This is a genomic window from Paraburkholderia caribensis (genome assembly GCF_002902945.1).
Lineage (GTDB): Bacteria > Pseudomonadota > Gammaproteobacteria > Burkholderiales > Burkholderiaceae > Paraburkholderia > Paraburkholderia caribensis.
Genome location: NZ_CP026102.1, coordinates 2,301,811 through 2,314,496, shown reverse-complemented (window position 1 = coordinate 2,314,496; position 12,686 = coordinate 2,301,811). Strand labels below are relative to the sequence as shown.

The 12,686-nt window shown below is 64.2% G+C and carries 9 protein-coding genes; 5 read left to right on the top strand and 4 right to left on the bottom strand.

The window, feature by feature from the left end; translation table 11 throughout:
* Window positions 1-11: 11 nt before the first annotated feature.
* The gene (locus C2L66_RS26980; RefSeq protein WP_007581331.1) at window positions 12-266 is read right to left on the bottom strand and encodes a DUF2866 domain-containing protein; all 255 of its coding nucleotides are present in this window, start codon (window positions 264-266) and stop codon (window positions 12-14) included.
* A gap of 435 nt (window positions 267-701) precedes the next feature.
* Between C2L66_RS26980 and C2L66_RS26975 the strand changes: the two genes are divergently transcribed.
* Window positions 702-2,315, top strand: coding sequence for a tetratricopeptide repeat protein (locus C2L66_RS26975; protein WP_060605315.1), 1,614 nt, complete (start codon window positions 702-704; stop codon window positions 2,313-2,315).
* A gap of 9 nt (window positions 2,316-2,324) precedes the next feature.
* Here C2L66_RS26975 and C2L66_RS26970 read toward each other — a convergent pair whose 3' ends face one another.
* The 3 genes from C2L66_RS26970 to C2L66_RS26960 form a co-directional block, all read right to left on the bottom strand.
* The gene (locus C2L66_RS26970; protein ID WP_060605318.1) at window positions 2,325-4,073 is read right to left on the bottom strand and encodes a peptidoglycan D,D-transpeptidase FtsI family protein; all 1,749 of its coding nucleotides are present in this window, start codon (window positions 4,071-4,073) and stop codon (window positions 2,325-2,327) included.
* A 289-nt stretch (window positions 4,074-4,362) separates the two neighbouring features.
* Window positions 4,363-5,904 carry a methyl-accepting chemotaxis protein gene (locus C2L66_RS26965; protein ID WP_054933646.1) on the bottom strand — a complete coding sequence of 514 codons (1,542 nt, stop codon included), beginning with the start codon at window positions 5,902-5,904 and terminating at the stop codon, window positions 4,363-4,365.
* A gap of 211 nt (window positions 5,905-6,115) precedes the next feature.
* Window positions 6,116-7,213 carry a molecular chaperone DnaJ gene (locus C2L66_RS26960; RefSeq protein WP_060607123.1) on the bottom strand — a complete coding sequence of 366 codons (1,098 nt, stop codon included), beginning with the start codon at window positions 7,211-7,213 and terminating at the stop codon, window positions 6,116-6,118.
* 272 nt (window positions 7,214-7,485) lie between these two features.
* Here C2L66_RS26960 and C2L66_RS26955 point away from each other — a divergent pair, with 272 nt between their 5' ends.
* From C2L66_RS26955 to C2L66_RS26940, 4 genes are read left to right on the top strand one after another with little or no spacing between them, the layout of a single operon-like run.
* A complete protein-coding gene (locus C2L66_RS26955) occupies window positions 7,486-8,256 on the top strand; it encodes a phosphocholine cytidylyltransferase family protein (RefSeq protein ID WP_060605321.1) in 771 nt (256 codons plus the stop codon).
* A 26-nt stretch (window positions 8,257-8,282) separates the two neighbouring features.
* The gene (gene aepX, locus C2L66_RS26950; RefSeq protein WP_054933648.1) at window positions 8,283-9,992 is read left to right on the top strand and encodes a phosphoenolpyruvate mutase; all 1,710 of its coding nucleotides are present in this window, start codon (window positions 8,283-8,285) and stop codon (window positions 9,990-9,992) included.
* Complete coding sequence (gene aepY / locus C2L66_RS26945; protein ID WP_060605324.1) at window positions 9,989-11,173, top strand: phosphonopyruvate decarboxylase; 1,185 nt, start codon at window positions 9,989-9,991, stop codon at window positions 11,171-11,173. The genes aepX and aepY overlap by 4 nt, the downstream gene beginning before the upstream one ends.
* Entirely contained in the window at window positions 11,173-12,240 is a 1,068-nt protein-coding gene (locus C2L66_RS26940; protein WP_060605327.1) for a 2-aminoethylphosphonate aminotransferase, read from the top strand. The genes aepY and C2L66_RS26940 overlap by 1 nt, the downstream gene beginning before the upstream one ends.
* The last annotated feature ends 446 nt before the right edge of the window (window positions 12,241-12,686 follow it).

The window sequence follows — 12,686 nt, the reverse complement described above, 5'->3', positions numbered from 1 at the left end:
CGGCGCGCAATCTATCCGCCAGGCTGGCAGAAGCGCCGCCCCGGCACGTGCGACATTACGGCTTCGGCAATCTGACGAGGCGTGCTCTCGGCAGGCACGACGCGCCGGAAGGATTCAACGTCGTGCCTGAAGGTCCATTCGACGAGCCGGAACGAGCGGCCCCACGGGTGCTGCATCGGCGGCGAGACGGTGCAACTGCGGATGGTCAGCGTCTGCGCGTTGCCGTGCAGCGCGCGTAGATGTTCGAACACCGTGTCCTCAACCATCGTGTCTCTCCTGCCGGGGATGCCCCGCCGGTGGATAAAAAATACCGCCGGTACGCAAGCGGCACAACAGCTTTGCATGGGACCAGAATAAGGCGCTAAAGCGCCAACTCCGGTCGACAGGGAATGTCGAGTGGCATCTTCACAGCAAAGAATTAAACGAAGCTTAAGACACGTGGTCCTATTCTTTCCGCTCCTTCAATATGGCTCGCTGGGGCCAGCGCATGCGTGCCGTTCGCGCAAGGCGCGGGACGGAAAGGCTATAAACGAAGCGTGAACGCGACCGGGCACGACGCATCCATCCGTTGATATCGCGTCGGTACTTGACGATTCTTTACGACAGGTCACGCCATTCGCCGGAGAATATCCGACCCGGCGCGCCTGGTGCGCCGGGCGCGTGCCGACGCGATGCCTCGCCCAACGCTTCCGTTCACCTTTATGCCACCGACCTTCGATCCATTCCTGAGCTTCCTCCGCCGCGCGCTCGCCGCGCAGTCCGAGGGCGATGTGCGCGCGCGTGCGTTGTGGCTCGAAGCGGCGTCTTGTCTACACCCGGCGGATAGCATGTCGATCGACCGGCTGATGCTTGAACTGCTCGAACAGCAAGACGTCGCGCGAGCCATCGGGCTCGTCGAAACGATCGCGCAACTCGAGCCGCACAGCGCGGCGGCCAGCGTGCGGCTCGGCTACGCGCTGCAGATGGCGAACCGGCATCGCGACGCGCTCGCGCCGTATCGCCACGCGCTCGCGATCGACCCTGCGTACCCGCAATTGCGCAAGAACCTCTCGATCGCGCTGAACCGCACGGGCGGCGATCCCGCCGAAGAGCGGCAACTGCTCGAAGCGGCTGTCGCAGCGGACCCATCTGACTTCGCGCTGTGGATCAACCTGATGAGCGCGCGGCGCGCCTGCTTCGATCTCGACGGCGCGCTTGCGGCGGCGCGGCGCGCCGTCGAGATCGACCCGCGCAGCGCCGTGGCGCATGGCAATCTCGCGCAGGCGCTCAAGGAAGCTCAACGTTGGGACGACGCGCTGACGCATGCGACGACGGCATCTGAACTGGCGCCCGACAACGCATCGATGCGCACAGGGCTTGGCGTGCTGCACCTGCTGCGCGGGAACTATGCCGAAGGCTGGCCCGCGCACGAGGCGCGCTGGAACGATCCCGCCAGCATGCTGGTGAACGGGCGTCCGCCATTCGGCAAGCCGCAGTGGCGCGGCGAATCGCTTGGGGGCAAGACCTTGCTCGTGTGGGGCGAGCAGGGCATGGGCGACGTGCTGCAGTTTTGCCGCTTCATGCCGCTCCTCGCGCAGCGCGTGCATCGCGAAGGCGGGCGTATCGTGTGGAACTCGTTTCCGCAGATGGGCGCGCTGTTGCCGCGCAGTTTCGGCGCGCATGTGGATGCGTATTCCGCCGCGCGTGAAGTCGAAGCCTTGCCGCCGTTTGATTTCGAATTGCCGCTCGTCAGCGCGCCGCTGATGCTGGACACGCGCATCGAATCGATTCCGTCCGTGGTGCCCTATCTGCGCGCGGACGCGGAGTTGCGCGACGCATGGCGCGCGCGCCTCGCCGGCGAAAAGCGTCTGAAGGTCGGGCTTGCATGGACGGGCAGCTTGAATCACGGACGCAACCGCTTCCGGCGCGTCGGCGGGCAGCGCTATGCGCAGGCGTTTCGCGACATCGACGGCGTGGCGTTTTATTCGCTGCAACCGGGCGCCGCGGCCGACGTCGGGGCCGCCCGCGCATCCGGCCTGCCGATGCACGACTTCACGCAAGAATGGCGCAGCTTCGACGATACGGCTGCGTTCGTCAGCGAGCTCGATCTGGTGATCAGCGTGTGCACGTCGGCGGCGCATCTGGCGGGCGCGCTCGGTCAGCGTACGTGGGTCCTGCTCGACGTGAATCCGTACTGGACGTGGTTGATCGACAGGCGCGACAGCCCGTGGTATCCGACGGCTACGCTGTACCGGCAGCGGCAGTTCGGACAATGGCAGCCGGTGCTGGACGACGTCGCGCGGGATCTGCGCGCGCTGGCGAAACCCCGCGCATGAGTTGCCGCGCTACACGCCGGGCGCGTGCGCCGCTTCCGAAGCGGGCGCCGTCACAGGCGCGTCGGGCGGCACGCCGAGCAGTTGCAGCGAGCCGCCCGTCACCGCGCTGAACACGGGACCCGCCACCGTGCCGCCGTAAAACGCGCGTCCCGCAGGATCGTCGATCATCACGGCCACGACCAGACGCGGATCGCTCATCGGCGCCATGCCGACGAACAGCGACCGGTAGCGGCCTTTCGCGTATCCCGCGCCGACCTGCTTGCGCGCCGTGCCCGTCTTGCCGCCAATGCGATAACCGTCGACGTTCGCCGCGCGCCCCGTGCCGCCTTCGCTCGTCGCCATTTCGAGCATCGAGCGGATCGCTGCGGCCGTGGCGGGCATCGTCACGCGCTGGCCGTCCGGCGCGGCGCGCGCAGGGTCGATCAGCAGCGTGGCGGGGTGCATCGTGCCGTCGCCCGCGTAGGCCGTGTAGACCTGCGCGATCTGCAGCAGCGACGCCGACAGGCCGTAGCCATAGGCCATCGTCGCCTGCTCGATGGGCCGCCAGCGCGCGAACGGTCGCACGCGGCCCGCCGCGACGCCCGGAAACGTCAGCTCCGGCGCGCGGCCCAGTCCGTACTCCTGATACTTGTTCCAGATGGTTTCGGCGGGCAGGTTCAGCGCGAGTTTGGCGAGCGCGATATTGCTCGACTTCTGCAACGCTTCCGCAATCGTCATGCGTCCGTGGTTCGACGTGTCGTGGATCACGCTCGGGCCGATCTTGTACCAGCCGGGCGCCGTGTCGATCATCGTGCCAGGCCGCACCAGGCCGCGATCGAGCGACAGCGCGACCACCAGCGGCTTGATCGTCGAACCAGGCTCGAACGTATCGACGACCGCGCGGTTGCGCAACTGGCGGCCCGTGAGCCGTGAGCGGTCGTTCGGGTCGAAGCTCGGATAGTTCGCGAGCGCGAGAATCTCGCCGTTGCGCGCATCGAGCACGACGACGCTGCCCGCCTGCGCGCTGTGCTTCGCGACGGCCGCCTTGAGTTGCGCATACGCGAGCTGCTGGATGCGGCGGTCGACGGTCAGATGCACGGTCGCGCCGTGTTGCGCCGGCGTCAGCGGGCGCGTGTCCGACACGACGCGGCCGAGCCGGTCGCGGATCACCTCGCGCTCGCCCGGCTCGCCCGTGAGCAGGTCGTTGGCGGCGAGTTCGATGCCTTCCTGGCCGTTGTCCTCGATATCGGTGAAGCCGACCACGTGCGCCGCCGATTCGCCCTCGGGATAAAAGCGCTTCGAATCCGCAATGCGCGTGATGCCCGCGAGGTTGAGCTTGTCGATATGCGCGGCCGTTTCCGCATCGACCTGGCGCTTGAGCAGCACGAAGCTCTTGTTGCCGGAGACGCGCTGCGTGAACTCGGCAAGCGGCATGTCGAGCAGCTTCGCCAGCGGCGGATACGCGGCTTCGGCGAGCAGTTTCGGTGACGCCCAGATTTCGTAAGTGGCGAGACTGACGGCCAGCATCGCGCCATTGCGGTCGACGATGCGCCCGCGCGTCGCGTCGAGTTCGATGGTGCGCTGATAGCGCTTTTGCCCCTGTTCGACGTAGAAGTCCTGATTGACGATCTGCACCCAGAACGCGCGGCCGATCAGCGCGGCGAACGCCGCGAACACGAGGATCACGATCAGCTTCGAGCGCCACATCGGCAGACGCGCGACGAGGACGGGATTCTTCGCGACGGGCGCGTACGGATCGTGATTTTTCTTGCGGAACATGAGGGCGAAGCCGGCCGCTCTGACAACCGGTCCACAGTGAACGTGGATCAGATTGTAATAAGAACGTAATCTGAGCGCGAGCTTCGAGAAAGGTTTTTGCGCGGCGGGCGGGATTCAGAGGCCGTGCCGATTGTGGTCCGGCGCACGCAGCCCGCAGGGCCGCGTTGAAAAAGCCGTCTCCGTCGCCCGTTCAACTGATGCGTCGTCTCCGACGCGGCGTGTTAACGAGGCGCTCGATGAGCGCCTTCTTTTTATTGTCTACCGCGCCGGGCAGGGCCTTGCAGTACTGTCAGGCGGGCAGCGAGAAGCTTGAAATCGCCTCGCGCAGGCCGCCGACCTGGTCTTTGAGCGAATGGGCGGCCGCCGCAGCCTGCTCGACGAGCGCCGCGTTCTGCTGCGTGACCTGATCCATTTCGCCGACGGCGCGGTTGACCTGCTCGATGCCCGCGCTCTGCTCGCGCGACGCATGGCTGATTTCCTCGAGAATCTCGTTGACGCGGCGCACCGAGGCGACAATCTCGCCCATCGTCGAGCCGGCGTTCGCGACCAGCGCCGCGCCTTCCTCGACGCTGCCCGTCGACGTTTCGATCAACGCCTTGATTTCCTTTGCCGCCGTTGCCGAGCGCTGCGCGAGGCTGCGCACTTCCGCTGCGACGACCGCGAAGCCGCGGCCCTGTTCGCCCGCGCGCGCCGCTTCGACGGCGGCATTGAGCGCGAGGATGTTGGTCTGGAACGCAATGCCGTCGATCACGCCGATGATGTCGCCGATCTGCTTCGAGCTGCTCGTGATGTCGCCCATCGTGCGGACCACGTCGTCGACCACCCGGCTGCCGCGTTTCGCGATGTCGGCGGCCTCGCTTGCGAGCCCGGCGGCTGTCGCGGCGCTTTCGGCGTTCTGCTTCACGTTCGACGTCATCTGGTCCATGCTCGATGCCGTCTGCACCAGCGCGGCCGCCTGTTCTTCCGTGCGTTGCGACAGATCGGTATTGCCTGCGGCGATTTCGCTGGCGCCGACGTTGATGTTCTCGGTGCCGGCGCGCACGCGCGAGACGGTATCGACCAGACCGTTTTGCATGGTGTGCAGCGCGTGCAGCAGGCTCGCGCGGTCGTTGTGCGCGAGCGGCACGGGTGTCGCCAGGTCGCCGCGCGCGATCCGCTGGGTTGCTTCGACGGCCACTTCGAGGTCGCCGCCGAGCGTGCGCTTCACGCTGCGCAGCACGAGCACCATCACGAGCGTCGCGATGCCGCCCAGCACGAAGGTGATGGCGAGCCAGCGCCCGAGATCGACGTAGAACGCTTTCTGCACGTCGTCCATGTACATGCCCGTGACGAGCACCCAGTCCCACGGCGTGAAGCGCATCGCGTAGCTGGTCTTCGGGACGGGCGTGTCGCTGCCCGGCTTCGACCACAGGTAGTCGACGAAACCGCCCTTGCCCTGGTTCGAGGCGTTGACGATATCGACGAACAGGTGATTGCCCGCCGGGTCCGTGAAGCCCGACAGGTTCTTGCCGACCAGCGCCGGCTTGAACGGATGCATCAGCATGACGGGCTGCGAATCGTTGACGGACAGATAGCCGTCGGTGCCGTAGCGCAGCGCAGACAGCGTGTCGAGCGCCTGTTTCTTCGCGTCGGCTTCACTCATCGCGTGCTGCTGCGACAGCGTGTAGTAGCGGTTGACGATCGAATTGGCCTGTTCGACGAGCGTAGTCAGCTGATCGCGGCGGTCGGCGATCATCGACGAGCGGCTTTGCCACGCGCCGAACGCGCCGATGAGAACGAGGCCGATCCACAGGATGGCGATCATCGAGGCGAGTTTCTTGTTCAGAGTCATGGTGTGCTTTGCTTGCGGCGGCTGGGGTTGCGTGTGACGGTCTTCGGGTTTTGTGCAGGATGGCGGCAGATACAGGCGATGCCTGACAGGGTTTACGACCGCCGCAAACGCTTGCAGCAGCCGGGGAAACCCCTAATGAGCACGGCGCGTATTGGTATGACGAGAAAATGGGCGCGAGCGCGCCCGGCGGGATGGAAGGCGATGCGCGGGATCAGATGGGACGGTCGCGTTTGACCGCTTTCAACCAGGCTTTCGTTTTCTTGATGTCGTCGAACACGGGCAGATCGTGTTCGATCTCGTGCACCATGTGCACGCGCTGCGCGATCTCGTCGTCGAGATCTTCCATCGCGAAGTCAGGCGATATGCGAGGGCCGCGCGGAAAGCCGAATGCGCCCCTGAATTTTTGTTCGACGTCCGAGAGTTCGCGATCCAGTTCGCCGAGCTGCTCGCGCAACACCTCGTTGTAGTGCGCGAGTTTTTCTTCGCTGATGCCGTCGATTGTCTTCTGGTCGATATGTTCGAGTTCCAGTTGCAATTCCAGTAGCTGCAGAAGCTTGCGTTTCGCGTACGCCTCGTTGACCCGTTGCATCAGCACGGTCTTGCGTGCGCGCTCCTCGGGGTCGTGCTCGCGATCGGGATGCAGCGCGCTCGCCAGCTTGCGGTAGACATCGCGCAGCGACTGGCTGATTTCCGCCTTCGCCGCTTCCTTGCGCGCTTGCGCGGCGAGCTGCTTCGGCGTTGGCTTGCGCTTCGCACGGCGCTCCTCGCGCGCCTGTGCTTTTTCGGCTGCTTCCCTGCGCAGTTTCGCGAACTGTTCGGACGCGCGCTTCAAGAACTCCTGTGGAGAGATCACGTCGTCTTCGAATTCGACGCCGAGCATCTCTTCGATCGCCGCTTTCATGCCTTCGAGGTCGATATCGGCCGGCTCGCCGTCGCCGGGCGAAGCATGCCGGTCGTGGATCGACTGCAAGGTGTCGTCGTCGTGAAGGCTGATCATTGGCTGCAACAGGTCGACGATCAGTGCCGAGACGGTTCGACGGTCGACGGCATTCAGGCCTTTATCGCCATGGACCGCGTCGAGCCGGTGAATCAGCTTCACCTGCGCGTCCCGCGAACGCTTCCGGAGCGGGACGAGCACGTCGACATATTTCTTCTGGAAGACGGGCGTGAAGCTTTCCCATTGCGCGAGCCGTCCACGCCGGTTTTCGATCTGCTTGACGAGTGAATTGAAGTACCTCTGCCCCTTCGATCGATGCGCCTGTTGCTTTTCCGGCGCGATCGTCACTGATCGGCTTGCTGCTTTCCTCACGAAATCGTGCCTCGCATTAACTGAAAGCGCAGAATACCCTTTCATCGGCTGAAACAGGTGAATCAGCGTCGTTTGCAAACAAAATCACCACATTTTTCAAATTAATTCCATCAATTGCCAAAACCGGCCCGGCTGGTCTGCAATCCGTTCTCAATTCCGATATAGTCGCCATTTTTGGCTCGCCGGGACGCCTTCGCGCACAGCGCGCAAGCCATTTCGAATGCCGGATTAAAAGAGCCAATAAGCCAATTAACCCTTTCCCTGGAAATCGAATGCGAGCAATCATTCTTGCCGCAGGCCTCGGCTTGCGACTCCAGCAACCGCCGGGGGAGCAGTTTCCAAAATGTCTGTTGCGCTTTGACGGGGTCACGCTGCTGGAGCGCCATCTGCAGATGCTCGAAGCCGTGGGCGTCGATGAAGTCGTGCTCGCGCTCGGCTTTCAGCCGGAACAGGTCGAAGCCGAACTGACGCGGGCCGGCCGCAAGGTGCCCGAGATCAGGCTCAATCCGCGCTTCGATCTGGGCAGCGTGCTGACCGTGCACACCGTCGCCGATGCCCTCACGCGCGGCGGCGACGTGCTGCTGATGGACGCCGACGTGCTGTACGACGAGCGCATGCTGGCCGCGCTCGTGGCGGGTGAGCACGCCAATCGCCTGCTGATCGACCGCGACTTCGAAGCGGGCGACGAGCCCGTCAAGCTGTGCCTGAAACAGGGCGTGCCCATCGAATTGCGCAAGCAGCTGGCCGTCGGCCTCGACTACGACACGATCGGCGAATCGGTGGGCTTTTTCCGCTTCACCGAGGCCGCTGCCCGGCGCTTCGCGGAGATCGTGGCGGGCTATGTCAATAGCGGTCGCGCGAACCTGCCGCACGAAGAAGCCATGCGCGACCTGCTGCTGGAGCGCAGCCACGCATTCGATACGGCCGATGTCACCGGCCTGCCCTGGATCGAAATCGATTTTCCCAACGACGTTGCGCGAGCAACTAAAGAAGTCCTGCCGCAATTGCAGCGGCCGGCTTTGCATGAAGCGCTGAAGCGCTAACTCGGGCCGAAATCAGGAGCCACACAATGAACGCACGCGAACCCTCATTTGTTTCCACTCTGTCGCGCAGCGCACGCTTGCGCCAGATGCTCACCAGCAACGAACTCGAATTCCTGATGGAAGCGCACAACGGCATCTCCGCACGCATCGCGCGCGAAGCCGGCTTCAAGGGCATCTGGGGCTCGGGCCTTGCGATCTCCGCGCAATACGGTGTGCGCGACAACAACGAAGCGAGCTGGACGCAAGTCGTCGATACGCTCGAATTCATGGCTGACGCGAGCGACCTGCCCATTTTGCTCGACGGCGACACCGGCTACGGCAACTTCAACAACGTGCGCCGCCTGGTGCGCAAGCTGGAGCAACGCGGCATCGCGGGCGTGTGCATCGAAGACAAGGTGTTTCCGAAGACGAACAGCTTCATCAAGGGCGAAGCGCAGCCGCTCGCCGATATCGACGAGTTCTGCGGCAAGATCAAGGCGGGCAAGGACTCGCAGACGGACGAGCATTTCTCGATCGTCGCGCGCGTCGAAGCGCTGATCGCCGGCTGGGGCATGGACGAAGCGTTGAAGCGCGCCGAAGCGTATCGCCAGGCGGGTGCGGATGCGATCCTGATCCACAGCAAGCTGTCGCGCGCCGACGAGATTCTCGAGTTCGCGCGCGAATGGGCAGGCCGCGGTCCGCTGGTGATCGTGCCGACCAAGTACTACAGCACGCCGACGGAAGTGTTCCGCAAGGCGGGCATCAGCACGGTCATCTGGGCGAATCATCAGATTCGCGCGGCCACTTCCGCGATGCAGGCGGTCGTCAAGGAAATCTACGAGAGCCAGACGCTCGTCAATGTGGAAGACCGCATTGCGACCGTCAATGAAATTTTCCGTCTGCAGGATGCCGACGAGTACTCGGTAGCGGAAGAGCGTTATCTGTCGTCGTCGCGTGTGGCGAGTTCGGCCGTGGTGCTTGCCGCGAGCCGCGGCAAGGGCCTGGAAGCCGTGACGACGGATCGTCCGAAGGTCATGCTGCCCATCGCGGGCAAGCCGCTGCTGCGCTGGCTCGTGGACGCATTCAAGAAGCAGGGCGTCAACGACATCACGGTGGTGGGCGGCTATCGCGCCGACGCGATCGACACGGCGGGCATCAAGCTCGTGGTCAACGAGCGTCACGAGCAGACGGGCGAACTGGCGTCGCTCGCGTGCGCGGTCGACGGCTTGCAGAACGACACCGTGATCTCGTACGGCGACCTGCTGTTCCGCAGCTACATCGTGCGCGATCTGGTGGATAGCGAAGCGCTGTTCAGCGTGGTCGTCGATTCGACGACGGTAGCCGAAGCGGGCGCGACGAACCAGAGCGTGCGCGATTTCGCGTGGTGCTCGGCCGCCGACGATCGCGGCCTGTTCGGCAACAAGGTGCTGCTGCGCCGTGTGGCGAACAACGAAGCCGACGTGAAGGGCGAAGCGCCGCACGGCCGCTGGATCGGTTTGCTGAACGTGCGCGGCGCGGGCCGCGAGCGTCTGCAGGCGGTGATGAACACGCTGCGCGCGCGCCCCGATTTCGATTCGCTCGACATGCCTGCCCTGTTGAATGCGCTGATCGAAGCCGGTGAAGAAGTCGAAGTGCAATACGTGCATGGCCACTGGCGCGGTGTGAACGACCTCGAAGACTTCCGTCGCGCGGGCGACTTCGCGCACGAAGCGACGCCGCTTGCGAAGAGCGATGCAGCGGGAGGCGCGGCGCAATGATCGAGGCAGCACAGTTCGTCGAGGCGGCGCGCGAGCGCGGCTTCGACTGGTATGCGGGCGTGCCGTGCTCGTATCTGACGCCGTTCATCAACTACGTGCTGCAGGACCCGAAGCTGCATTACGTGTCGGCGGCGAACGAAGGCGATGCGGTCGCGTTCATCGCGGGTGTCACGCTCGGCGCGCAGAATGGCCGTCGCGGCGTGACGATGATGCAGAACTCGGGCCTCGGCAACGCGGTGAGCCCGCTCACGTCGCTGACGTGGACGTTCCGCCTGCCGCAACTGCTGATCGTCACGTGGCGCGGCCAGCCCGGCGTCGCGGACGAGCCGCAGCATCAATTGATGGGCCCCATCACGCCGGCGATGCTCGACACGATGGAGATTCCGTGGGAGACGTTCCCGACGGAAGCGGAAGCGATCGGTCCCGCGCTGGACCGTGCGATTGCGCACATGGACGCGACGGGCCGCCCGTATGCGCTCGTGATGCAGAAGGGCAGCGTTGCGCCATACGAGCTGAAGGACTCGGGCCGCGCGACGAAGCGCGACGTGCGTGCCGCGCGTGACGTGTCGCGTGCTGTTGCCGCCGACGCCTTGCCGACGCGCAATGAGGCCTTGCAGCGCGTGATTGCGCATACGCCGGTGAACTCGACGGTCGTGCTTGCATCGACGGGATTTTGCGGGCGCGAGCTTTACGCGATCGACGACCGGCCGAACCAGTTGTACATGGTCGGCTCGATGGGCTGTATTACGCCGTTTGCGCTGGGGCTCGCACTGACGCGGCCGGACCTGCATGTCGTCGCGCTCGACGGCGACGGTGCGGCGCTGATGCGCATGGGCGTGTTCGCGACGCTGGGCGCATATGGTCCGTCGAATCTCACGCACATTCTGCTCGACAACGGCGCTCACGATTCTACCGGCGGCCAGTCGACGGTCTCGCCGCAGGTGTCGTTTGCGGGTGTCGCGGCGGCGTGCGGCTATGCGTCCGCGGTCGAAGGCGATGACGCGGGCCTGATCGACGAGTTGTTCGCGTCGCCGCTGCTTGACGGCCCGCGCTTCGTGCGCGTCGCGATCCGCCGTGGCACGCCTGACGGCTTGCCGCGCCCGACCATCACGCCGCCCGATGTGAAGACGCGCCTGATGCGCCATATCGCCACTGCCGGCTCGAACGAAGGAGCACGTTGATGCTGCTGATGAATCCAGGCCCTGTCACGCTGACCGAGCGTGTGCGTAACAGCCTGCTGCAAACGGACTTGTGTCATCGCGAGAGCGAGTTCTTCGACTTGCAGGACGAAGCGCGCGCGCGTCTGGTCAAACTGTACGACCTCGACCCTGCGCAATGGAGCGCCGTGTTGATGACGGGCTCGGGGACGGCGGCGGTCGAGAGCATGATCGCGGCGCTGGTGCCGGAGAACGGCAAGTTGCTGATTGTCGAGAATGGTGTGTATGGCGAGCGTATTGCGCAGATCGCGGCGCAGTATCGCATCGCGCATAGCGTCGTGAAGCATGAGTGGATGCAGGCGCCCGATCTGGCGAGGATTGCGGCTGCGCTCGATGCCGATAAGGCGATTACGCATGTTGCCGTGATTCATCACGAGACGACGACGGGGCGTTTGAATGATCTCAAGGCGCTGGCGGTGGTTTGCCGCGAGCGCAATGTGAAGATGCTGGTTGATGGTGTGAGCAGCTTCGGTGCTGAAGAGATCGATTTCGCTGAAGGCACGATTGTGGCTGTTGCCGCGACGGCGAATAAATGTCTGCATGGCGTGCCGGGTGCCGCTTTTGTTATTGTGCGGCGGGATGCGTTGGCGGCTGCTGCGAGCCGGACTTATTATCTCGGGCTTGTGCGGCTTGCCAGTTTGCAGGATCAGCGGAATACGCCGTTTACGCCTTCTGTTCACGCTTACTATGCGCTTGTGGAGGCGCTGCGCGAGCTTGATGAGGAAGGTGGTTGGCGGGCGCGGCATGCTCGTTATCTGGCTCTGGCCGAGCAGGCTCGGCAGGGGCTTTTTGCGCGTGGGATTGGGAGTGCTTTGCCAGCGGCTGAGTCTTCCGTTGTGCTGCGGGCTTATAAGTTGCCGGACGGCGTTTCTTATGAGCGGTTGCATGATGCGCTTAAAGCGCGCGGCTTTGTTATCTATGCCGGGCAGGGTGGATTGTCCAAGGAGCTTTTCCGGATTTCTACTATGGGGGATATTCATTCTCCTGATATCGAGCGGCTGCTTGTCAGTTTTGATGAGTTGATGCGGTAAGCGGTTTTTGCCTTTGCTTTTGTCTTTGCTTTTGCTCTGCGCTGGCAGATGCGGTTTGCCTTTGCTCTCGCTGGCATCCGCGTTACGTTAGCGCGCTTCACGCGTCGCCCCTGTGCGGGGCGGCACCTACTTTTCTTTGCCGCCGCAAAGAAAAGTAGGCAAAAGAAAGCGGCTCACACCGCCAGCTCTTCTTCTTGCCCACGGGCCCCCAACGTCCCCACGCTTCACACGGCATCGCACCTGTTCACCTGCGTTGCCAACGCCCTCTCCGTACGCCTCACCCGCTTCGCGCGCCCGCGTCGCAGCACGCCGCGCCAGACAGTCCACTGCCGCCCAGGTGGCAAACTGTGTGTCGGCTTTCGCGCCATACGCGCACCACTCCGGACTGGGTAGCACGGTTGGTGTTTCTGGTAAGAGCGCTAACCTGTGCGGTGCGACAACCTACA